This is a genomic window from Pseudomonas sp. BF-R-19 (genome assembly GCF_019956445.1).
Taxonomy (GTDB): Bacteria; Pseudomonadota; Gammaproteobacteria; order Pseudomonadales; family Pseudomonadaceae; genus Aquipseudomonas; species Aquipseudomonas fluorescens_BH.
Genome location: NZ_JAHBDN010000011.1, coordinates 91,014 through 113,179, shown reverse-complemented (window position 1 = coordinate 113,179; position 22,166 = coordinate 91,014). Strand labels below are relative to the sequence as shown.

Below are 22,166 nucleotides of genomic sequence, written 5' to 3'. Positions count from 1 at the left end.
CGTCTTTTTTGCGGTAACAAAGGGCTCGCTTTTCAGGGCGGGCTCGCGCCGCCTGTGAGCCCACCGTGAATTCACTTCCGCTTGTCAGCCTGGTCATTCCCGCCTTCAATCCGCGCTTTTTCGGTCGTGCCTTGCACACGGCAGTGAGCCAGAGCTACGGCAATCTGGAGATCATCGTTTGCGATGACAGTCGTGGTCAGGAGATCGAAGACATCGTGGATTCGCTGGTTGAGCAGGGTGCGACCGTGCGCTATGTGCGTAACCCGCGGACCCTGGGGTTGGTGGGTAACCTGCAAGCCTGCCTGGAGCAGGCGCAGGGCGAGTACATCAAGTTTCTTTGTGATGACGACCAGTTGTTTTCCGCCTGCATCGAGCGTCAGGCCCAGGTGCTCATCGATTGTGCCGACGTCAACCTGGTGGTCGCCCAGCGCCTGCTCTGGGATGCCGACGACATGCCGCTGCCTTCGCGCCTGGAAAACACCCCGCTTTCCCCGGTGGGCGGGGTATTCAAGGGCGAGGACCTGCTGGCGATCTTCGAAAACTTCCCGGTCAACATCCTCGGTGGTTTCAGCAACGCCATGTTCCGTCGGGCTGATGTGCTCGAACTGTTCCCGGCACTGACGCAGCCCGGCCATTGCTTCGTCGCGACCCTCGATTTTGCCTTGTACGTCTGCCTGATGCGGCGCGGCAACCTGGCGGTGTCCAATCACGTGCTCGGCGTCGAACGCCTGTACCCCGAACGATTGAGCAGCCAGCAGTCGATGAAGGACGCAGCGGAAACCGAACGGCAATGGCTGTCGCAGATGCTCAAGGCGCGTAGCGGCGAATCAGCGCCGGCCCAGGGGTGGGTGCGCTATGTGCCACTGACCAAAGTGGACGAGTCACCGCGGGTATGGGAAGAGTTGCCGTTGAGCCGGACCCTGGGCACCAAGCAGACCACCCAGGACTGGCATGTCGGCATCGCCAGTGTCAGTTTCGCGCAACTGTATGCCCAGTGGCTGGCGTGCCGCAGCCTCTCCGACGGTCAGCGCGAGCTGCTGGCGGATACGCTGGAGTCTTGGCCAAGCAGACCCAGAATCGTTCCGGTCATCATCGATGAACAAGGCAGCCGTTCGGCGCTGGAGCTCACTCTGCAATCGCTGGCAGATCAGGATTACCCCCCTGAACTGACGCTGGTGCTGTCGGTATCGTGCACAGAAGCCGTGCTGGACGAGCGTGTGTTCCGCTTGCCGTTGCAGGACGACTGGCAGCAGCAGATCAACGCCCTGTTACCGCAACTGGAAGGCATTGGCTGGTTCTATCTATTGCGAGCCGGTGATCGTCTGGTGGCGCCGGCCTTGCTGGTCATGGCTGAACGCATTGCGTTGTCGCGCTCGCTGACCTGCCTGTACAGCGACGAAGGTGGGCTGCATCAGGGGGAGTCGGCCGAACCTGCATTCAAGCCGGACTTCAACCTGGACCTGATGCGCAGCTATCCCTACGTGGGGCGAGCGCTGGCATTCGAGCGCGAACAGTTCCTGGCGCTGGGCGGTTTCGATTCGGTGTACGGCGAACTGGCGCCACACGATGTGTTGTGGCGATTGGTCGAGAGTGCTGGCACGCACGTGGTCGGGCACATTTCGGAGGTGTTGCTGGAGTCGGCGTTCGACCTGGCCAAATGGCTGTCGCTGCCGCAAGTGGTGGACAGCAATCCGCGGTTGCTTGAGGCGCACTTGCAGCGCCTGGGTGTCGCCCACGACATTCGCCAGGGCAGTTCGGCGCTGCTCAATCGGGTCGACTATCACCATGGCGATCGGCCGCTGGTGTCGATCGTGATCGTCAGCAAGGATCAGACCCTGGCGTTGCAACGCTGCGTCGAGAGCCTGCTGGAGAAAACCGCCTACGGCGAATACGAGTTGCTGTTGGTGGACAACGGCAGCGAGAGCGCCGAGGCGCTTGACTGGTTCGCCGGCATGGCGCAGTTGGGCAGCGAGCGGATCCGGGTGCTGCGCTGCGAGTTGCAGGGCAATGCGGCAGCGGTGCGCAACTTCGCCGTGCAGCAGGCTGCTGGCGAGTACGTGCTGATGCTCAACCCTTACACGGTGATCACTCAGGCGCAATGGCTGGGTGAACTGCTCAATCATGCGCAGCGTCCGGAAGTCGGCGTGGTGGGGGCCAAGCTGTTCAACCCCGATGGTCGCGTGCTGCATGCCGGCCTGATTCTCGGGTTGCAAGGGCCGGCCGGCATGCCGTTCCATGGTGAGATGCTGCACGCAGCGGGGTACATGTACCGCTTGCAGGTCGCTCACAATTACAGTGCCGTCGGCGGCGATTGCCTGATGGTACGCAAGGCGGTTTTTGATGCCGTCGGTGGCCTGGATGAGAAGGGCCTGGCGCAGTCCCTCAACGAAGTGGACCTTTGCCTGCGGGTTGGCCAGGAAGGTTATCTGGTGGTGTGGACGCCTCACGCGCAACTGGCCTTGGGCGCGCAACCGGCGGTGGCTGCGCAAGAAGGTGACCAGGCCCGGGGCGAGCAGGAGCAGGAAGTTTTCTATAAACGCTGGCTGCCGATCGTGGCCCGTGATCCGGCCTACAACACCAACCTGGCGTTGCAGGGATTGGGCGGGGCAAGCTTCAGTCTCGAGCCGGGTTTGCGATCCGGTTGGAGCCCGTTTTCCAAGTCTCAGCTGCCGAAGATTCTCGCGTTGCCGGTCAATGCGTCCGCCATCGGCCATTACCGGGTCACGCAACCGCTGATCGAGCTGGAGGCCGCCGGCAGGGCGCACGGGCGCATTCATTACAACCTGCCGACCATCATCGAAGTCGAGCGCCATTCGCCTGACGTGATCATTTTGCAGGGGCGCTATTCCGAAGGTCCGATCAACGAAATCCCGAGCCTGCAAAAATACTCCAGCGCGCGACGCATCTATGAGCTGGATGACTTCGTGATCAACGTTCCGCACCGCAATGCGCATATCCGCAATATGCCGGGCAAGGACGAAATGGAGGCGCTGGTGCGGCGTGCCATCGGCATGTGCGATCGCGTGGTGGTCTCCACCGAGCCGCTGGGTAACGCGCTGTCGGACATGCATCAGGACATTCGCGTGGTGCCCAACATGTTGGCGTCGCACTTGTGGACCGACCTGCGCAGTCAGCGCAGAACCTCGAAAAAGCCCCGGGTCGGCTGGGGTGGCGGCACCAGCCACCACGGTGACCTGGCGGTCATCGCCGATGTGGTTCGCGAACTGGCCAATGAAGTCGACTGGGTATTCTTCGGCATGTGCCCGGACGATTTGCGCCCGTACATGCATGAGTTTCACGGGGTGATCGGGCTGGATGTGTACCCGGCCAAACTGGCCAGCCTGAATCTGGATCTGGCATTGGCGCCGTTGGAGTTCCACATCTTCAACGACTGCAAGAGCAACCTGCGCCTGCTGGAGTATGGCGCTTGCGGTTACCCGGTGATTTGCACCGAAACCGAAGCCTATCGCGGCTACCTGCCGTGCACCCGGATCAAGACCAACTCCACGGATGAATGGCTGCAAGCGATCCGCATGCACCTGGCCGATCCGGACGCCAGCTATCGCATGGGCGATGAGTTGCGCGAGATCGTGCTGCGTGACTACGTGCTGCGCGGCGACAATTTGCGCTACTGGGAAAATGGCTGGCTGGCGGACTGACCGTTCGCGCATCGATCCCGACCAGGCAGGCGACGTTGAGTCGCCTGCCTTTTTTTTGCCGCCAGACTTTGCAATCAGCGTTGAAGATGCCCGCCAAGCATTGCCCGGTAGCAGATTGAAAGAGCTGGCGCGTTTCCTGCAAGTCCCCCTTATATCGCCATAAAACGAGCACTTCCGGTCAGTCCGGATGCGCCCTGAACGGCGGCAGGTTTAACCCTGATGGCCCGCAAAAGCTTGATACAGCTTGGCTGAGCCCTGTGACGAACAAGAGAGGAAGGGGATGAAGGCAGTTATTTTGGCGGGTGGCCTGGGTACGCGGATCAGCGAGGAGTCGCACCTCAAGCCAAAGCCGATGATCGAGGTCGGCGGCAAGCCAATTCTCTGGCACATTATGAAACAGTACTCCGCTCACGGGATCCACGATTTCGTGATCTGCCTTGGCTACAAGGGCTATGCGATCAAGGACTTCTTCGCCAACTACTTTCTGCACACCTCCGACGTCACGTTCGACATGTGCAACAACCGCATGGATGTTCACCAGAACTACAGCGAGCCATGGCGCGTCACGCTGATCGACACCGGCGAAGAGACCATGACCGGCGGCCGACTGCGCCGCGCCCGACGCTACCTCGAAGACGAAAAGGCCTTCTGTTTTACCTATGGCGACGGCGTGTCTGACCTCAACATTGGCGCGTTAGTGGACTTCCATCTCCAGCACGGAAAACTGGCGACCGTCACCGCAGTGCAACCACCCGGCCGGTATGGCGCGCTCAATCGTGATGGCGACCGTGTCCTGGGCTTCACCGAAAAACCTCGCGGCGATGGAGGCTGGATCAATGGCGGGTTCTTCGTCCTGTCGCCCAAGGTGCTGCCGCTGATTGACGGCGACGAGACCTCGTGGGAGTCCGGGCCGCTGGACGGCCTGGCCGAGCGCGGCGAACTCATGGCGTTCCAGCACGACGGCTTCTGGCAGCCGATGGACACCCTGCGCGACAAGAACCACCTGGAAGCGTTGTGGCAGAGCGGGGAGGCCCCATGGAAGCAATGGGGCTGAGCCCGCAATTCTGGCGCGGCAAGCGGGTGCTGGTCACCGGCCACACCGGGTTCAAGGGCAGTTGGCTGACGTTGTGGCTGCAAAGCCTGGGTGCCGAGGTCAGCGGGTTTTCCCTCGATCCGTCCACCGAGCCGAGCCTGTTCGAACTGGCGCGGGTGCATGAAGGCATCAACGATCAGCGCGGCGACCTGCGTGATCTGGGCGCCTTGCTGGAACTGATCGCCGAGACCCAACCGCAAATCGTCCTGCACCTGGCGGCCCAGCCGCTGGTGCGCGAAGGTTATCGCGACCCGTTGGGCACCTATTCCAGCAACGTCATGGGCACGCTCAACCTGCTCGAAGCGATCCGTCAGGTGGGCGGTGTGCGCGCCTGCGTGCTGGTAACCACCGACAAGGTCTACGCCAATCAGGAATGGCTGTGGCCGTACCGCGAAGACGAAGCGTTGGGCGGTCACGATCCCTACAGCAGCAGCAAGGCTTGCTGCGAGTTGCTGGCGCAATCCTATGCCGCTTCGTTCTTTGCGCCTGAAAAGCACGCCGAGCATGGTCTGGCGTTGGCCACGGCGCGCGCCGGCAACGTGCTGGGCGGCGGCGATTTTGCCCCGGAGCGGTTGATTCCCGACGTGCTGCGGGCGTGGTCGGCGGATGAGCCGGTGACCTTGCGCTATCCGCAGGCGGTGCGCCCATGGCAGCACGCGCTGGAACCGCTGGCCGGCTATCTGCAACTGGCTGCCGGCCTGTACGAGCAAGGCCCGCAATTCGCTGGGGCGTGGAATTTCGGTCCCGGCGAAGCGGACATGTGCAGCGTCGGTGAAGTGGTCGAACTGCTCGCCAGCCGCTGGCCGCAGGCACGCGGGCTACGCATCGAACCGAGCGATTTGCATGAGGCCGGCCTGCTGCGCCTGGACAGCAGCCGCGCCCGTCAATTGCTCGGCTGGCAACCGCGCTGGTCGTTGCAGCAGTGCCTGACCCAGACCCTGGATTGGCATTTGGCGTGGCAGAACGGCGATGACATGCGCGCCATCAGCCTGGCGCAATTGAACCTTTACCGAGGCGCGCTGTGAGTGAATTTCTGCTGAAGGCGTTGCCGCTGAGTGGTTTGTTCTGCGTGCAGCACAAACGCTTCGAAGACGAGCGCGGGCACTTTTCCCGGTTGTTTTGCGAAGGCAGCCTCGGTGCGTTTGGCCAGGCGTTTCATATCCGCCAGATCAATCACTCCTGCACCCGCGAACGCGGCAGCGTGCGTGGCCTGCATTACCAGAATGCCCGTGCGCCGGAAGCCAAATTGATCACCTGCCTGCGCGGTGAAGTCTGGGATGTCGCGGTGGATCTGCGTCCCGACTCCGAGACCTTCCTGCACTGGCACGCCGAACACTTGCGTGCCGGTGATGGCCGCAGTCTGTTGATTGCGGCCGGGTTCGCCCACGGCTTCCAGACCCTGAGCGCCGACGCCGAGCTGCTGTACCTGCACAGCAACGACTACACGCCGGAACACGAAGGCGGGTTGTCGGTGCTCGATCCACGGCTGGCGATTGCCTGGCCGTTGCCTGTCAATAATCTGTCGGCGCGCGATGCGAGTCATCCGGCGCTCGATGAACACTTTGCCGGAGTGCGTCTATGAACTGCCGTGGTTGCGCGACTGCGCTGACCCTGCCGCTGATCGACCTGGGCACCTCGCCGCCGTCCAACGCCTACGTGCGTGTCGACCAACTGGAGCAGGCCGAACAATGGGTGCCGTTGAAGGTTGCCGTGTGCCAGCAATGCTGGCTGGTGCAAACCGAGGATTACACCAGCGCCGACAGCCTGTTCGATGCCGAGTACGCCTATTTCAGTTCGTTCTCCAGCACCTGGCTGGCCCATGCCGAGCGTTATGTGGCCGAGATGGTCGAGCGCTTCGGCCTGAGCGCCGACAGCCGCGTGGTGGAAGTCGCGGCCAACGACGGTTACCTGTTGCAGTACGTGGCCAGGCGCGGCATCCCTTGCCTGGGCGTCGAGCCAACCCGCAGCACCGCGCAAGCGGCACGGGAAAAAGGCCTGGAGATCCGTGAATTGTTTTTCGGTCGCGACACCGCCGCGCAGTTGCACAGCGAAGGCTGGGGCGCCGACCTGATGGCCGCCAACAACGTGCTGGCCCACGTCCCGGATATCAATGATTTCCTCGGCGGCTTTGCGACCCTGCTCAAGCCGACGGGTGTGGCGACCTTCGAATTCCCGCAGTTGCTGACCCTGATGGCCGGCCAGCAATTCGACACGCTGTACCACGAGCATTATTCCTACCTGTCGCTGACCGCTGTGCAGACCTTGTGCGAGCGCAATGGCCTGCAAGTGTTCGACGTCAGTCAGCTCCCGACCCATGGCGGGTCGCTGCGGGTGTTCGTCCAGCGCCTGGACGGCGAGCGTCGCGAAGTGCAACCGGCGGTCCGGCAACAACTGCAGGCGGAACTCGCCGCCGGGGTGAAAACCCCTGGGTTCTACGCGACCCTGGCGCCCGCCGCCGAGCGCATCAAGCATGACCTGCTGCGCTTCCTGTTGCAGGCCAAGGCCGATGGCAAGCGCGTGGTCGGCTACGGCGCCGCCGCCAAGGGCAACACCCTGCTCAACTACGCCGGGGTCAAGCCGGACCTGCTGGCCTGGGTGGCCGATGCCAATCCGCACAAGCAAGGCAAATACCTGCCCGGTAGCCGCATTCCGATCGTGTCGCCGGCACAGATCGACATCGAAAAACCGGACTACGTGCTAGTGCTGCCGTGGAACCTGCTGGATGAGATCACCCAGGCCTTTGCCGGCATCCGTGCATGGGACGGTCGTTTTGTCATTGCCATTCCCGAGTTGATCATTCGATGAGCCGAATTCATTACACCAAACCCAGTGTCGGTGAGCTGGAAGCTGACTACGTACTCGATGCCGTCCGCCATGGTTGGGGAGAGCGCTGCTACGAGTACCTGACGCGCTTCGAAAAGTCCTTTGCCGAGCACCTGGGTGCGACGTACGCGATTGCAACGTCCAGTTGCACCGGCGCGCTGCACATGGGCATGGCGGCGCTGGGCATCGGTGCCGGCGATGAGGTGATCCTCGCCGATACCAACTGGATCGCCTCAGCCGCCCCCATCACCTATCTGGGCGCGACGCCGGTGTTCGTCGACGTGCTGGCCGACAGTTGGTGCCTCGACCCGCAGCAGGTTCGCCAGGCGATCACCCCACGAACCAAGGCGATTCTGGCGGTGCACCTCTACGGCAATCTCTGCGACATGGATGCGTTGCTGGCCATCGGTCGCGAGTTTGGCCTGCCGGTCATCGAAGACGCGGCCGAGGCGATCGGCTCGCAGTGGCGTGGTCAGGCTGCCGGTTCGCTGGGTGCATTCGGTGCGTTTTCCTTTCACGGCACCAAGACCATGACCACTGGCGAAGGCGGCATCTTCGTGACGTCGGACAAGGCCCTGTATGACCGCGTACTGACCCTGTCCAACCATGGCCGGGTGGCGGGCAGCAGCAAACAGTTCTGGCCGGATTTCCTCGGTTTCAAATACAAGATGAGCAACCTGCAAGCGGCCGTCGGTTGCGCACAGGTCGAGCGGATCGACGAGTTGATCGAACGCAAGCGAGCGATCTTCGTCCACTACGCCGAGGCGCTGGCGTCGTTGCCGGGCTTGTCCATGAACCCTGAGCCCGAACACGCGCGCAACGGTTACTGGATGCCCACCGTGGTCTTTGACCGCGAACTGGGGATCACGCGGGACATGTTGAGCGCAGCCTTCCAGGCCGCCGATATCGACGCGCGGGTGTTCTTCTGGCCGCTGTCGTCCTTGCCGATGTTCAGCCAACTGACGGCCGACTCGCCCGTGGCGCATTCGCTGCCGGAGCGCGCGATCAATCTGCCGAGTTACCACGACATGACCGATGACGATCAGCACCGGGTCATCGAGGTGTTGCGCGCGCTGGTACTCAAAAGGACCCGGCTATGAAGGTTTACCTGCTGGGGGCAGCCAATCCTGAAGCGGTACGGATGATCCTCACCCTGCAACGCAGTCAGCCGGACGTGCAGTTCGCCTTTCTCGATAACGATCCGGCGAAACAAGGCACGCTGTTTCATGGCGTACCGGTGGTGGGTGGTACCGACAAGGTGGCCGAGCTGAAAGGCCCCGACACACGCTTTGTCAATTTGATCACCGGCAGCACGGCGCTGCGTTACCGGACCACCTGCGAGATCGTCGAGGCCGGCGGCACCCTGGGCAACTTCATCCACCCAGGCATCGATCTGACGATGATCACCATGGGCGTCGGCACCTATCTGCAAGAGGGCGTGATCATGCAGGCGCAAGTCAGCCTGGGTGACAACACCAGTATCAGCGCCGGCAGCGTCGTCGGACATGAGGGGCAGGTCGGCCATTCGGTGTTCATGGCGCCGGGCGTCTGCATTGCCGGTTGTGTCGAGATCGGTGACGGCACCTTCATCGGCACCAACGCCACGATCCTGCCGCGTTTGCGCATCGGTCGTTGGGTCACCATCGGTGCGGGCGCCGTGGTGACCAGAGACGTTCCAGACTATGCGGTCGTGGTGGGCAGCCCCGCCAGGACCATCAAGACCAATCCTGCTTCCTTTCAAGACGGTCGGGTTTTCAAGTAACCACCGCGACTAATTTCCGGAGAGTCTGTAATGAATCCTCATGAGCAGTTTCGTGAAGAAGTAAAAGACAACATCGAAGGCCTGCAACAGGACAAAGCCTTGCAAGCCACGTCGCTGGACTGGGTTGGCACCACCGCCAAACATAAGTACACCTACAACTTCAGCTGGATGGGCCGCCCGATCATTCAGTTCCCCCAGGACATGGTCGCCATGCAGGAGATCATCTGGGCGCTGCGGCCGGACATCATCGTCGAGACCGGTATCGCCCACGGTGGCTCGCTGGTGTTTTACGCCTCGATGCTGGAACTGATCGGCCATGGCGAAGTGCTGGGCGTCGACATCGATATCCGCCAGCACAACCGTGAGGCGATCGAAGCGCACCCGATGAGCAAGCGGATCCGGATGATCCAGGGTTCGAGCATTGATCCGGCGATCGTCGAGCAGGTTCGCCAGCGCGTCGAAGGCAAGACAGTGCTGGTGGTCCTGGACTCCAACCATACCCACGAACACGTACTCGAAGAGCTGCGTGCCTATGCACCGATGACCTCGGTGGGCAGCTACTGCGTGGTGATGGACACCGTGGTTGAAGACATGCCGGAAGACGCCTTCCCGGACCGTCCGTGGGGCAAGGGCGACAATCCGAAAACCGCGGTATGGGCCTACCTGGAAGAAAACCGCGATTTTGAAATCGATCAAGCCATTCACAGCAAGCTGCTGATCACCGTCGCGCCGGATGGCTACCTGCGTCGCGTGCGGTAATCGACAAGACATCGTTGGGCTTTTTCGGCGATTCGCCGTTGTGGGGAAATGTATGCAAGGCAAGAACAATTCTGAACACGGGTTGGCACTCAACGAACAGTTGACCGTGGTGCTGATGTCTCACGAGCGGCCGGCATTTTTGCGCCGGGCGGCACGTTTCTACAGCGGCTTGCCTTGCAGGATTCTGGTGCTGGATTCTTCGACCGAAGGTCAGCCAAGCCTGGCCGGGCAGTTTGAAAATGTGGATTACCAGCATGTCCCGCAGTTTGGCTACTGGGGCGTGCGTGCCAAACTGGCCTTTGGCGTGGAGCAAGTGACCACGCCGTTCATGGTGTTCGCCGCCGACGATGACTTCCATGTGCATGATGCCCTGCGCGCCGCCGTGGCATTCATGGAGGCCAATCCCGACTACGGCCTGTGCCACGGTTACAGCATGATGTACCTGTCGCAACCCAACAGTGTCAGCTACTTTCGGCGTGACAAGAAGGTCTGCGAAGACTATTCGTCCGAGCACGCCGAGGAGCGTGTGCTCGATTACATGCACCAGTACCTGCCGCCTTTTTATGCCGTACAGCGCACCGACCTGGTACGTGACTGGTATCAGGTTATGCCTCGGGATACGTCCTTCCAATGGCAGGAAATCGGTCACACGTATTACATGCTGGCGCGGGGCAAGGCGCGGATTCTGCCGATCCCGTATGTGGTGCGGGAGATGAACTACGGGTACTCGGACCACAACACCGAGATCTTTCACACGCTGGCGCATACCGATGCCACGACGGTCGCCGAGCGTGAAGCCTTTGCCGATTTCCTCTTCGGGCTACCGACTCACGTTCAAAACGAAGACCCGGAGCAAGGCCGGCAGTTCGCGCTGCAAAGCTTTGAAGCCCTGGCCGATAGCTTGCGCACCGGTCGCGCACTGACCACCGAGCTGATTATCGAGTCCGCATGGACGAGTGTCGAGAAAGGTCCAGAGCGCCGTTTCGGCCCCAAGCAATACGTCGAAATGCCGTTCTACAATCAGCAGTTTTTCGATCAGTTGACCCAGTTCGAATTCCTGTTGCACGCCATGCCGGCCGGTCGCGTTCAGTTGGCAGGCCTGGAGGGTATCTGGACCCGTCAGCAGAGCCTGATGCTGGCGCGTAACAATGACACGCCGGAAAGTGTGGTCGACCGTTTGTGGCAGGCCCACGACAGCAACGTGTTCAATCGCGTGGTGGTCAAGCGTCTGGCGGCTCAGTTGGAATTGCTGGGTGAAGACGAAGAGGCGCAGACCCTGCGCGATTGGGCTGCACGTCTGGAGGCGGTGTCGGTCGAGGGTAATCGTGCAACGTTCGACAAGATGCTCTCCGGTCGTTTGCTCAAGTGGCTTGTGCCCCGTCAGCCCGATGCCCATGAGGCAGAGTCGATCGCCCGGCACCTGGCGGCCAACGACGGTGGTCCTCAGTTCGGGATCTTCCTGCAGGACCTGGATAACGATATCGACAAGCTGCAAGTCTCTCTCGACAGTCTGCTCGAAGGCCACGGCAAGGCGTTCAAAATCGTGGTCTTCACCACCGGTGAAGCACCGGCGGCGACCACGGCGCAGAACACCCTGCACTTTGTCCGTGTCACCCAAAGCAATTACGTCGACAAGCTGAACCAGAGCGCTCGTCAGTCGCCTTGCGACTGGTTGATGCTGGCTGAAGCCGGCGACGAATTCACCGCCGGTGGTCTGTTGCGTGCCAGCCTGGAACTGTTGTCTGCCGCGGACTGCCGCGCCGTCGCCACCGACGAAATCCAGCGCACCGCTGAAGGCGCACTGGTGGACGTGTTCCGCCCTGGCTTCAATCTGGATTTGCTGCAAAGCCTGCCGGCCTTGATGGCGCGTCACTGGTTGATCCGTCGGGAAGTGTTCCTTGAAGTCGGCGGCTACCAGCCCGACTTCAGCAAGGCCCTGGAATTCGACCTGCTGCTGCGCATCATCGAGCAGGGTGGCCTCAACGGGCTGGCCCACCTGGATGAGCCGCTGGTGATTGCCCGGGCGCCGGCGCTGGAAGAAAACGCCGATGAGCGCCTGGCGTTGTTGCGCCACCTGGGTAATCGCGGCTACAAGGCCAAGATCACTTCGACGGTGCCGGGTACTTATCAGATCGATTACCGCCACACCGAGCGTCCGCTGGTGTCGATCATCCTGCCGGCCGGGGATGACCTGGTGGCGCTGCAACAGTGCCTGCAAGCTGTGTTGCTGCGTACCCGCTACATCCAGTACGAAGTGCTGATTGCGGCCAACCCGAATCAGTCAGCCGAGGTCAATGACTGGCTCGGTACTTACCAGCATCCAAAAGTCAGCGTGCTGCGTGCCGACCAGACCCAGAGCGACGCGGCGTTGTACAACGCGGCCAGCCAGCAGGCGCAGGGCGAGTACCTGGTGCTGTTGGCCGCCGACAGTGAAGTGGTCAACCCGAACTGGCTTGAATCGCTGCTCAATCACGCCCAGCGTCCGGAAGTCGGCGTGGTCGGTCCCAAGTTGATCGACCGCGACGGCAAGGTCACTCAGGCCGGGCTGATTCTCGGCATGAACGGTGGTGTGGGCTCAGCCTTTGTCGGGGAAAAGCATGACGCTGCAGGTTACCTGCACCGGTTGGCCCTGGAGCAGAACTACTCGGCGGTGTCGAAGGTGTGCCTGATGGTGCGTAAAGCGCTGTTCGACGAACTGGACGGTCTGGACAGCGTGACCTTCGCCGACGGCTTCAGTGATGTCGATCTGTGCCTGCGGGCCGGTCAGGCCGGTTACCTCACTGTGTGGACGCCGCTGGTACAGGTCATTCATTCGGGTGCAGTGCCACAGGTGCCGCAGGCCCTCGATGCGCTGCGTGACAAGTGGGCGACAGCCTTTGCCCAGGACCAGGCCTATAACGCCAATCTGGCCTTGAACGGCAAAGGCTTTGCCCAGGGCGAAAGTGCTTCGGTGAACTGGGCGCAGATGCTCGGCTAGGCCCGGCGAAAAGCTAGAAGGATTCAAGGCATGTTCAACGGAAAATCGATTTTCATCGCAGGCCGGATCGGTTCGTTCGGGTGTCGGATCATCCGGGGCGCGCTGGTGCGTGCCTGGTTGCCAACATGATTCCTTACGCTCGGCAAAGCCTCGATCAGGCGGACATCGACGCCGTGGTCGGTGTATTGCAGTCTGACTGGCTGACCCAGGGGCCGACCATCGAGCGCTTCGAGCGAGCGATGGCCGAACGCTGCGAGGCAGGTTTTGCCGTGGCGGTGTGCAATGCCACGGCGGCCCTGCACATCGCTTGCCTGGCGGCGGGGCTCGGCCCGGGCGATTGGCTGTGGACGACACCGAACACCTTTCTCGCCTCGGCAAACTGCGGTCGCTACTGCGGTGCCGAGGTGGATTTTGTCGACATCGACCCGCTGACCTGGAACCTCGATGCCGCTGCGCTGGCCGTCAAGCTGGAACGGGCCGAGCGTGAAGGCCGGTTGCCGAAAGTCCTGGTGGCCGTGGCGTTCTCGGGGCAGAGCTGCGACATGCGCAGGATTGCCGCACTGGCCAGGCGATACGGCATTACGGTGATCGAAGACGCGGCCCATGCCGCTGGTGCGTCCTACGCCGGGCGCCCGGTGGGTTGTGGCGAGTTTGCCGCGATGACCGTGTTCAGCTTTCATCCGGTGAAGATCATCACCAGTGCCGAGGGCGGCATGGTGATGACCAACAGCCCGCAACTCGCCGAACGTTTGCAACGCTTGCGCAGCCACGGCATGACCCGGGATCCGCAGCAAATGACGGGACCCAGCCACGGCTCCTGGTACTACGAGCAAGTGGAGCTGGGCTTCAACTACCGCATTACCGACCTGCAAGCGGCCCTTGGTTTGTCGCAGTTGAGCAAACTGGATGAGTTCATCGAGCGTCGGCGTGAACTGGCGGCGCGTTATGAGCGCTTGCTGGCGTATTTGCCGCTGACCTTGCCCGGTGCACAACCTGAGGCCGAGTCGTCATGGCATCTGTATGTGGTGCGCCTGCAACTCGATCAGATCAGTCTCACTCATCGTGAGGTGTTCGAGGGCTTGCGAGCTGTCGGGGTCGGTGTGAACCTGCACTACATTCCCGTACATTTGCAGCCTTACTATCGTGATCTCGGGTTCGCCGAAGGTGATTTTCCGCAGGCCGAACGTTACTACGCCGAAGCCATCAGCCTGCCGTTGTATCCGTTGCTCAGTGATGAACAACAGGACTACGTGGTCGAGCAGATGCGGCAGCTGATCGAAATAATCCAGCCATTGCGGCGCGTGGGAAATGTGTGATGCGTGAACTGACCGAGCAGGAAACATTCTGGCAGGGCGAATTCGGCAACCAGTACGTTGAGCGCAATCTCGGGCAGCCGCTGGTGGCCGCCAACCTGGCGTTGTTCGCCAAGGCACTGACCCGGGTCGGGCGCATCGACAGCCTGGTGGAACTGGGCACCAATGCTGGCAACAATCTGCAGGCCCTGCGGCAGCTGTTGCCGCGCTGCGAGTTGTTCGGCGTGGAGATCAATGCCAGTGCTTGTGCCGCGGCCCGGGCGTTGGGTATTGCACAGATCTGGCAGGGTTCGCTGTTCGACTTCCCCCGGGAACGCACCTTCGACCTGACCCTGAGCAAAGGCGTGCTGATTCACCTGGCACCGGAGTTGCTGCCGGCCGCGTACGCGCAACTGTATGAGCTGAGCCAGCGCTACATACTGATTGCCGAGTACTACAACCCGGTGCCGGTCGAGGTCCCGTATCGCGGCAACAGCGGCAAGTTGTTCAAGCGCGATTTTGCCGGTGAAATGCTCGATCGCTATGACGACCTGCAATTGGTTGACTACGGTTTCGGTTACCACCGCGATCGGCAATTCCCGGTGGATGACATCACCTGGTTTGTCCTGGAAAAACGCCGTTGAACAACGTCGCCATCATCCCCGCCCGCGGTGGCAGCAAACGCATACCCCGCAAGAATCTCAAGCCGTTCGCCGGTGTGCCGATGATTGCCCGCTCGATTCAGGTCGCCCTGGAGTCCGGGTTGTTTTCCCGGGTGGTGGTCAGCACCGACGACGAGGAAATCGCCGGGCTGGCCCGGGACTGTGGCGCCCAGGTGCCCTTCATGCGCCCGGTGGCACTGGCCGATGACTTCACGGGTACCGCAGCGGTGATCGCCCATGCCCTGCAAGCCTTGGGTGAACAGGGTGATAAGTTTGATCGTGCCTGTTGCATCTACGCGACCGCGCCGTTGTTGCAAGCGCGATTTCTTGCCCAGGGGCTGAACCTGCTGGAACAGCATCCCGACAAGTCTTTCGCCTTCTCGGTGTGCGACTTCGGTTTCCCGGTTCAGCGAGCCCTGACCCTTGATGATCACGGTGCATTGACGGCACTGTATCCGCAGTATCGCGATACCCGCTCCCAGGATCTGTCGATCGCCTATCAGGATGCCGGGCAGTTCTACTGGGGCCGCAGCGACGCCTGGCTGCGGGGCGAGGTGCTGTATTCGCCGTTCAGCCTGCCGGTCATCCTGCCGCGGCATCTGGTACAGGACATCGACACACCGCAGGACTGGAAACGCGCGGAGTACCTGTATGCCGCGCTCAAAGCCGGAGGTGAGCTGCAATGAGAGTGCTGATTCGCTCCGACGCCTCGCCGACCATCGGCAGCGGCCACATCGCGCGCTGCCTGTGCCTGGCCCGCGTATTGCGCAGGCAGGGCAGTCATGTGGCTTTCGCCTGTCGCCTGTTACCAGGGCATCGGCTGGAGGTACTGCGGGCCGAAGGTTTCGAAACCTTCGCGCTGCCCGAGCGCTACAGCGATGAAGACCCGCAGCAAGCCATCGAATCCATGCTGCCCTGGCAGGCGGACATCGCTGCGCTCGAGCCGTTGCTGGACCACCAGCCGGCGTTTGACTGGATCATTGTCGACCACTACGGCCTCGATCATCACTGGCAGACGGCTGCGCGGCGCTGGGCGCCACGGATCGCCGTGGTGGATGACCTCGCCACGCGGACCTACAGCGCTGACTTGCTGCTGAACCAGAATCTCTCGGGCACGCCAGTGGCTTATACGTCGCTGCTGGCGCCAGGCTGCCGGACATTGTTCGGCCCCCGGTTTGCCATGTTGCGCGACGAGTTCTGTTGCCCGGCCATCGAAATCAAGCCCCAGGCCCGGCGTGTGCTGGTGAATTTCGGTGGCTTCGACGCGGCCATGCAGACCCATCATGCGATGCTGGCGCTGGCGGAATTTTCCGAGCTGGAAGTCGATTTTGTCGCCGGTGCGGATAATCCGGCCTGGGCGCAGATGCAGGCGTTGGCGGCGAGTCGCCCGCATTGGCGCCTGCACAGTTTTGTCAGCGACTTTTATCGATTGATGACCGAAGCCGACCTGTTTGTCGGGGCGGGTGGCGGCACCAGTTGGGAGCGCGCAGCCATGGGACTGCCGACGATTTGCATTGCAGTATCGAACAACCAGCAGGCCAACGGCGAGGTCATGGCGGCCGCGGGCGCCCATGTGTTCATGGGCGCTCGCGAGCAGGTCAGTGTCGAGCAGCTGCGCTTGGCCATTGGCTTTGTCGCGGGTAACCAGGGTCTGCGCCAGAGCCTGGCGCAACAATCTCGACTGTTGGTCGATGGTCGTGGCGCGCAGCGGGTAGCGGCTGCGCTGGCCGGCGCGGTGCTGAGGATGCGCCCGGCGACCCCGGGTGATGCGCAGCTGTTGTTCGACGGGCGCAACACCGAGGCCGTGCGCCGCTGGTCGCTGGAGACCGGCGTGATCGAATGGCCCGCGCATCAGAACTGGCTGACGGCGAGCCTGAGCAATCCCCGGCGGTTGTTGTTGATTGCCGAGGCCGATGACGGCCCGGTCGGTGTGCTGCGTTATGACCTGCGTGGTTTTACCGCCGAGGTGTCGATCTATCTGTTCGAAGGCCGGTTCGGCCTGGGCTGGGGCAGGGCGCTGCTGGACCGTGGAGAAGCCTTTGTGAGAGCCCACTGGCCAGAACTGGAGTCACTCACCGCCCAGGTCTTGCCCGCTAACCAGCCGTCGCTGAAGGTCTTTCGCGAAGCCGGTTTTACCCAGAGTGCCTGTGCGTTCACGCGCGTATTGAAGGATCACGCAGATGACTAGCTTCAAGATTGGCGAGCGCCTGATCGGTGCCGATGCGCCGCCTTTCATCATTGCCGAGATGAGCGGCAACCATAACCAGTCCCTGGACATGGCGCTGCAAATCGTCGATGCCGCGGCCAGGGCCAGGGCCGGTGCCCATGCGCTGAAGCTGCAGACCTACACCGCCGACACCATGACCCTGGACCTGGCCGAGGGCGAGTTTTTCATCAAGGACCCGAACAGCCTGTGGGCCGGTACTTCGTTGTACGCGTTGTACGAAAAGGCCCACACGCCCTGGGAATGGCATGCGCCGATTTTCGCTCGCGCCAGGGAACTGGGCCTGCTGGCGTTCTCCACGCCATTCGATGACAGCGCCGTGGACTTCCTCGAAAGCCTCGACGTGCCGGCCTACAAGATCGCCAGTTTCGAAAACACCGACCTGCCGCTGATTCGCCGGGTGGCCGCGACGGGCAAGCCGCTGATCATCTCCACCGGCATGGCCAGCATCGCCGAACTCGATGAAACCGTGCGCACCGCCCGCGAGGCCGGGTGCAAGGATCTGGTGCTGCTCAAATGCACCAGCACCTATCCGGCATCACCCGCGAACAGCAACCTGCGCACGATTGCGCATTTGCGCGAATTGTTCGATTGCCAGGTGGGGCTGTCCGATCACTCCATGGGCGTCGGTGTGTCCGTGGCGGCGGTCGCACTGGGGGCAACGGTGGTGGAAAAGCATTTCACCCTCGACCGTGCGGCGGGCGGCGTCGACGCCAGTTTCTCGCTGGAGCCTTCCGAACTGGCCAGCCTGGTGATCGAAACCGAGCGCGCCTGGCAAGCCATGGGGCAGGTGCATTACGGCGTCACCGAGGCTGAGCGCCAATCCCTGGTGTACCGTCGGTCGTTGTATGTGACCCGGGACATGGAGGCCGGCGAGCCCTTCGACGGGACAAATCTGAGAGCCATCCGTCCGGGGCTCGGGCTGGCGCCCAAGCATGCGCAAAGCCTCCTGGGACGCCGTGCCCGTCAGGCTATCAAGCGTGGAACAGCACTGGACTGGTCGTTGGTCGAATGACCCGTTGCCGGGCTGATTCGGCAAAATAGCGTGACCTGCGAGTCAGAACGGGCATCTTCACTGTATTGTATTGACCGGGAAGATGGCGCCTGACCCTTTATCGGGTTCAGTGATGGCCCTTTATGCTTCCCGGCCGTCGCCTTGGGGCGACGGAAATCCAGGTTTGTCGGCGCCCCTCGATTGCTGCGAGTGGTGGTATTGGGCTGTTTATTATTGGGAAGCCGTAATGATTGGCATAAAGAGCATTGCGAGCTACGTTCCTGTAGCCGGCGTGGACAATTACGCACAAGGTGCAAAATTCGAGAAGGATGAAGAATTCATCCTGGGCAAGATCGGTTCGGCTTTCCTGCCGCGCAAGGGCGTTGATCAGGAAACTTCCGATCTGTGCGTTGAAGCGGCCAATGCGCTGTTTGCCAGCAACCCTGATCTGAAACGTGAATCCATCGATGCGTTGATCGTCGTCACCCAGAACGGTGACGAAGAAGGCCTGCCGCATACCGCGGCCATCGTGCAGGACAAACTCGGCCTGCCGACCAGCGTCGCCGCGTTCGATATTTCCCTGGGCTGTTCCGGTTACGTCTACGGCATCTATGCGATCAAGGGCTTCATGGAAGCCGCTGGCCTGAAGAACGGCCTGCTGATCACGGCCGACCCGTATTCGAAGATCGTCGACCCCGAAGACCGCAACACCACCATGCTGTTCGGCGATGCGGCCACGGCTACCTGGATGGGTGATAACCCGACCTGGGCACTGGGCAAGGCAAAGTTCGGCACCGATGGTTCCGGCGCTCCACATTTGAAAGTCACCGACGGTGTGTTCTTCATGAACGGTCGCCAGGTGTTCAACTTCGCACTGCTCAAGGTGCCGGCACATTTGCATGAGTTGCTCGGCGAGTCGCAACTGAGCGCCGACGACATCGATGCGTTCTGCATTCACCAGGGCAGCGCAGCGATTGTCGATGCAGTCGCGCGACGCTTCGAAGAGTGCCCGCAGAAGTTCATCAAGGACATGGTCGAGACCGGTAACACGGTGTCGTCGAGCATTCCATTGCTGCTGGAAAAGCATATTCTCGATTCCGAATGGAAGCGCGTTGCGCTCAGCGGTTTCGGTGTGGGGCTGTCATGGGGTTCGGCGATCATCTATCGCCCTTGAGTGAAAGTCCTTTAATAAAAAGGCCGGTACAAAAAAGCGCTCAAGGGTTAACCTTGAGCGCTTTTTTGCTTGTAAGGAATGCGAGGTAGCATGAGCGAATGCTTTGAAGACAATGCTCAGGTTATCCAGCGGCGCTGGCCGTCGCTGTATGCGCGATTGAAAACGGAAGATCGGCTGGCCGTCGAGGTCGACCTGATCGAGGGGCGGGACTCGACGTTGTGTGTGGGTGGCATCCAGCTCACCAGTCGTCATGGTCGCCTGCACGAGGCCCGCCTGCAGGCCGCCAGCCTCCCGCTCGACAAGCCACAGCTGCACGTTTACGGCACCGGTTTCGGGGATCTTCCTTCAGTTTTGCTGGAGCGCACCGGGCTTGAGAAACTCTATGTCCATATCCTCAACGGCGCGCTTTTCGCACTGGTGTTGCAGCTGATCGATCAGCGTCAGTGGCTGGGCGATCCGCGTGTGCAATTGCTCTACGCCGGCGATCTGTCCGACATCTTCACACCGTTTTTTGCCTTGCCCGCCGAAATGCTGCTGGCCGATGACTACAGTGCGAAGATTCGTGATCGCCTGGTCAGTGAAGTGCACTTGAGTTTCAACAATCGTGATTTCGACCCGCAGTCGCCGGTCATTCTGCAGCGTCTGCAGGACACCCTCGGACTACTACTTGCCGACGACGATGTGGCTCGGCTGTTTGGCACTTGTCCCGAGCGTGAGGTTTATGTGATTGCCACCGGGCCTAGCCTGGAAGGGAATTTCGAGCGCTTGGCAGCGGTGCGCAACCAATCCCCGCGACCACTGTTCATTTGTGTCGATACGGCCTACAAGCCCCTTCGCGAGCACGGAATCAAGCCTGACCTGGTCGTGAGCATCGACCAGCGCATCAGCGTGCTGCACCTGCCCGGTGAAGCGTCCGAGGATATTGCGCTGGTGTACTTGCCATTGAGCGATCCACAAATGCTCAATGCCTGGAAAGGCAAGCGTTACAGTGGTTACTCCGCAAGCCCGATCTACGCCACGTTGCGCGAACAGCATCCCCGTGCATTGCTGAACGTGGGCGGCAGTGTGATTCACCCGGCCGTGGATCTGGCGGTGAAGATGGGCGCACAGCGCATCACGCTTTTCGGCGCCGACTTTGCCTTTCCAATGAACCGGACCCACACCGGCTGGAACGATGGTGACCTGGGGCCGCCGGTGAATCAGGCCAAATACTGGGTGCACGATGGTCACGGCCAGAAGGTCAAGACGCAGTTGAATTTTCGCGGCTATCTGTGCGAGCTGGAACGTTACATTGCCAGGCATCCCCAGGTCCTTTTCCTCAACAGCAGTCGGGCAGGGGCAATGATTGCCGGTACGCAGTTCAATCAGGATTTCGTGCAATGAAGTCTCAAGCGAAAGGTATCGAGCAATACCGGCAATGCGCCGGATTGTTCCGCCTGGGGCGTGATGTCGAAGCGGCGTTGAACATGGTCGATCTGTTCGATGAGGCGCAGCGCCTGTTTTTGCAGGCGCCTCAGGACGTGCAGCAGGCGTGGGCATCCTTGCTCAGTCAAATGCTCGCCTGTCAGGAACGCCAGGATTGGCTGGGGCTCGCCGACTTCATGGAATATGAGTTGATCGAGCTGCTCGAAAACCTGCCGGACTGAGGGGCAGCAACGGCTTTGGCACGGGCGTTTGCGGGCTGGACAGTTTTATGGCGTCATTTTTTCGTGGTTGAGGGGCGCTAAGCCCTTGTTTTCTCGGGGGTGGCAGGGTGATGGCATTTTTTTTAAAAAAAGCCCTCAAGCAACCTGCCAACCCGACGATAACTATTACGAAGGTTCTCTAGGCCATACCCGGCGGTTGCCAGGGCCGGAAGCCGCAGTACCCAACCAACGAGGAATTCGTCATGGCTTTAACAGTAAACACCAACACCACGTCGTTGAACGTTCAGAAGAACCTGAACCGTGCTACCGACGCTCTGTCGACTTCGATGGCTCGCCTGTCTTCCGGCCTGAAAATCAACAGCGCCAAAGACGACGCCGCTGGCCTGCAGATCGCAACTCGCATGGCCGCACAGATTCGTGGTGGCAACCAGGCCGTGCAGAACGCCAACGACGGTATCTCCGTTGCCCAGACCGCTGAAGGCGCGCTGCAAGCTTCGACCGACATTCTGCAGCGTATGCGTGAACTGGCTGTTAAAGCACGTAACGGTACCAACAGCACTGCTGACCAGACCGCTACCAACTCCGAATTCGCTCAGATGTCTGACGAAATCACTCGTATCTCTGCCTCTACCAACCTGAACGGCAAAAACCTGCTGGACGGTACGGCCGGTACCATGCAACTGCAAGTTGGCGCCAACACTGGCTCGGCCAACCGCATCGACCTGGTACTGAGCTCCAAGTTCGACGCCGTATCCCTGTCCGTAGGCAGCGGTACTGTTGTTCTTACCGGTGCGACTTCCGCTACCCTGTCTGCCAACATCGACAACGCGATCACCGCGATCGACGCTGCTCTGGCATCGATCAACGCCACCCGCGCAAACCTGGGTGCTTCGCAGAACCGTCTGACCAGCACCATCTCCAACCTGCAGAACATCGTGGAAAACACCACTGCTGCACAAGGCCGTGTACAAGACACCGACTTCGCCGCAGAAACCGCGAACCTGACCAAGCAGCAAACCCTGCAACAGGCTTCTACCTCGGTTCTGGCTCAAGCCAACCAACTGCCTTCCGCTGTACTGAAGCTGCTTCAGTAATTTTGGC

18 protein-coding genes are annotated in these 22,166 nt (G+C 61.2%); all 18 read left to right on the top strand.

Annotation, left to right across the window (positions count from 1 at the left end; all coding sequences use genetic code 11):
- Nucleotides 1–65: 65 nt before the first annotated feature.
- The 18 genes from KGB28_RS00785 to KGB28_RS00700 all read left to right on the top strand — a co-directional run bounded on the left by KGB28_RS00785 (nucleotide 66) and on the right by KGB28_RS00700 (nucleotide 22,159).
- Nucleotides 66–3,659 (top strand): glycosyltransferase, encoded by a 3,594-nt coding sequence (locus KGB28_RS00785; protein WP_223441197.1) that lies wholly within the window; start codon nucleotides 66–68, stop codon nucleotides 3,657–3,659.
- Nucleotides 3,660–3,939: 280 nt separating this feature from the next.
- On the top strand, nucleotides 3,940–4,713 hold the full coding sequence (gene rfbF, locus KGB28_RS00780) for a glucose-1-phosphate cytidylyltransferase (protein WP_223441194.1): 774 nt from the start codon (nucleotides 3,940–3,942) through the stop codon (nucleotides 4,711–4,713).
- Entirely contained in the window at nucleotides 4,695–5,777 is a 1,083-nt protein-coding gene (gene rfbG, locus KGB28_RS00775) for a CDP-glucose 4,6-dehydratase (protein ID WP_223441191.1), read from the top strand. The genes rfbF and rfbG overlap by 19 nt, the downstream gene beginning before the upstream one ends.
- Nucleotides 5,774–6,334 carry a dTDP-4-dehydrorhamnose 3,5-epimerase family protein gene (locus KGB28_RS00770; protein ID WP_223441188.1) on the top strand — a complete coding sequence of 187 codons (561 nt, stop codon included), beginning with the start codon at nucleotides 5,774–5,776 and terminating at the stop codon, nucleotides 6,332–6,334. The genes rfbG and KGB28_RS00770 overlap by 4 nt, the downstream gene beginning before the upstream one ends.
- Nucleotides 6,331–7,557, top strand: coding sequence for a class I SAM-dependent methyltransferase (locus tag KGB28_RS00765; protein WP_223441185.1), 1,227 nt, complete (start codon nucleotides 6,331–6,333; stop codon nucleotides 7,555–7,557). Before KGB28_RS00770 ends, KGB28_RS00765 begins: the two co-directional genes overlap by 4 nt.
- Nucleotides 7,554–8,675 carry a DegT/DnrJ/EryC1/StrS family aminotransferase gene (locus tag KGB28_RS00760; RefSeq protein ID WP_223441183.1) on the top strand — a complete coding sequence of 374 codons (1,122 nt, stop codon included), beginning with the start codon at nucleotides 7,554–7,556 and terminating at the stop codon, nucleotides 8,673–8,675. Before KGB28_RS00765 ends, KGB28_RS00760 begins: the two co-directional genes overlap by 4 nt.
- On the top strand, nucleotides 8,672–9,337 hold the full coding sequence (locus KGB28_RS00755) for an acetyltransferase (protein ID WP_150724443.1): 666 nt from the start codon (nucleotides 8,672–8,674) through the stop codon (nucleotides 9,335–9,337). Before KGB28_RS00760 ends, KGB28_RS00755 begins: the two co-directional genes overlap by 4 nt.
- 30 nt (nucleotides 9,338–9,367) lie before the next feature.
- Nucleotides 9,368–10,096, top strand: a complete 729-nt coding sequence (locus tag KGB28_RS00750) for a cephalosporin hydroxylase family protein (protein WP_150724444.1) — start codon at nucleotides 9,368–9,370, stop codon at nucleotides 10,094–10,096.
- Nucleotides 10,097–10,148: 52 nt separating this feature from the next.
- Nucleotides 10,149–13,073, top strand: a complete 2,925-nt coding sequence (locus tag KGB28_RS00745; RefSeq protein ID WP_223441180.1) for a TIGR00180 family glycosyltransferase — start codon at nucleotides 10,149–10,151, stop codon at nucleotides 13,071–13,073.
- Between the two features lie 125 nt (nucleotides 13,074–13,198).
- Nucleotides 13,199–14,389 carry a UDP-4-amino-4,6-dideoxy-N-acetyl-beta-L-altrosamine transaminase gene (gene pseC / locus KGB28_RS00740; protein WP_223441179.1) on the top strand — a complete coding sequence of 397 codons (1,191 nt, stop codon included), beginning with the start codon at nucleotides 13,199–13,201 and terminating at the stop codon, nucleotides 14,387–14,389.
- A complete protein-coding gene (locus KGB28_RS00735) occupies nucleotides 14,389–15,009 on the top strand; it encodes a pseudaminic acid biosynthesis-associated methylase (RefSeq protein ID WP_223441177.1) in 621 nt (206 codons plus the stop codon). Before pseC ends, KGB28_RS00735 begins: the two co-directional genes overlap by 1 nt.
- Complete coding sequence (gene pseF, locus KGB28_RS00730) at nucleotides 15,006–15,713, top strand: pseudaminic acid cytidylyltransferase (protein ID WP_223441175.1); 708 nt, start codon at nucleotides 15,006–15,008, stop codon at nucleotides 15,711–15,713. Before KGB28_RS00735 ends, pseF begins: the two co-directional genes overlap by 4 nt.
- Nucleotides 15,710–17,215: a UDP-2,4-diacetamido-2,4,6-trideoxy-beta-L-altropyranose hydrolase gene (pseG, locus tag KGB28_RS00725; RefSeq protein ID WP_223441173.1), complete on the top strand. Its 1,506-nt coding sequence runs from the start codon at nucleotides 15,710–15,712 to the stop codon at nucleotides 17,213–17,215. The genes pseF and pseG overlap by 4 nt, the downstream gene beginning before the upstream one ends.
- Nucleotides 17,208–18,266, top strand: a complete 1,059-nt coding sequence (gene pseI, locus KGB28_RS00720; RefSeq protein WP_223441165.1) for a pseudaminic acid synthase — start codon at nucleotides 17,208–17,210, stop codon at nucleotides 18,264–18,266. The genes pseG and pseI overlap by 8 nt, the downstream gene beginning before the upstream one ends.
- Before the next feature lie 226 nt (nucleotides 18,267–18,492).
- Nucleotides 18,493–19,419, top strand: coding sequence for a ketoacyl-ACP synthase III (locus KGB28_RS00715; protein WP_150724451.1), 927 nt, complete (start codon nucleotides 18,493–18,495; stop codon nucleotides 19,417–19,419).
- 90 nt (nucleotides 19,420–19,509) lie between these two features.
- The gene (locus KGB28_RS00710; protein WP_223441163.1) at nucleotides 19,510–20,802 is read left to right on the top strand and encodes a motility associated factor glycosyltransferase family protein; all 1,293 of its coding nucleotides are present in this window, start codon (nucleotides 19,510–19,512) and stop codon (nucleotides 20,800–20,802) included.
- Nucleotides 20,799–21,065 carry a hypothetical protein gene (locus tag KGB28_RS00705; RefSeq protein ID WP_150724453.1) on the top strand — a complete coding sequence of 89 codons (267 nt, stop codon included), beginning with the start codon at nucleotides 20,799–20,801 and terminating at the stop codon, nucleotides 21,063–21,065. The genes KGB28_RS00710 and KGB28_RS00705 overlap by 4 nt, the downstream gene beginning before the upstream one ends.
- A gap of 242 nt (nucleotides 21,066–21,307) precedes the next feature.
- A complete protein-coding gene (locus KGB28_RS00700; protein ID WP_057715895.1) occupies nucleotides 21,308–22,159 on the top strand; it encodes a flagellin domain-containing protein in 852 nt (283 codons plus the stop codon).
- The last annotated feature ends 7 nt before the right edge of the window (nucleotides 22,160–22,166 follow it).

Excerpts from the sequence above, each read along its gene's own strand:
- rfbF (WP_223441194.1), top strand. The coding sequence starts at position 3,940 with ATGAAGGCAGTTATTTTGGCGGGTGGCCTGGGTACGCGGATCAGCGAG.
- rfbG (WP_223441191.1), top strand. The coding sequence starts at position 4,695 with ATGGAAGCAATGGGGCTGAGCCCGCAATTCTGGCGCGGCAAGCGGGTG.
- KGB28_RS00765 (WP_223441185.1), top strand. The coding sequence starts at position 6,331 with ATGAACTGCCGTGGTTGCGCGACTGCGCTGACCCTGCCGCTGATCGAC.
- KGB28_RS00760 (WP_223441183.1), top strand. The coding sequence starts at position 7,554 with ATGAGCCGAATTCATTACACCAAACCCAGTGTCGGTGAGCTGGAAGCT.
- KGB28_RS00755 (WP_150724443.1), top strand. The coding sequence starts at position 8,672 with ATGAAGGTTTACCTGCTGGGGGCAGCCAATCCTGAAGCGGTACGGATG.
- KGB28_RS00750 (WP_150724444.1), top strand. The coding sequence starts at position 9,368 with ATGAATCCTCATGAGCAGTTTCGTGAAGAAGTAAAAGACAACATCGAA.
- KGB28_RS00745 (WP_223441180.1), top strand. The coding sequence starts at position 10,149 with ATGCAAGGCAAGAACAATTCTGAACACGGGTTGGCACTCAACGAACAG.
- pseC (WP_223441179.1), top strand. The coding sequence starts at position 13,199 with ATGATTCCTTACGCTCGGCAAAGCCTCGATCAGGCGGACATCGACGCC.
- KGB28_RS00735 (WP_223441177.1), top strand. The coding sequence starts at position 14,389 with ATGCGTGAACTGACCGAGCAGGAAACATTCTGGCAGGGCGAATTCGGC.
- pseG (WP_223441173.1), top strand. The coding sequence starts at position 15,710 with ATGAGAGTGCTGATTCGCTCCGACGCCTCGCCGACCATCGGCAGCGGC.
- pseI (WP_223441165.1), top strand. The coding sequence starts at position 17,208 with ATGACTAGCTTCAAGATTGGCGAGCGCCTGATCGGTGCCGATGCGCCG.
- KGB28_RS00715 (WP_150724451.1), top strand. The coding sequence starts at position 18,493 with ATGATTGGCATAAAGAGCATTGCGAGCTACGTTCCTGTAGCCGGCGTG.
- KGB28_RS00710 (WP_223441163.1), top strand. The coding sequence starts at position 19,510 with ATGAGCGAATGCTTTGAAGACAATGCTCAGGTTATCCAGCGGCGCTGG.
- KGB28_RS00705 (WP_150724453.1), top strand. The coding sequence starts at position 20,799 with ATGAAGTCTCAAGCGAAAGGTATCGAGCAATACCGGCAATGCGCCGGA.
- KGB28_RS00700 (WP_057715895.1), top strand. The coding sequence starts at position 21,308 with ATGGCTTTAACAGTAAACACCAACACCACGTCGTTGAACGTTCAGAAG.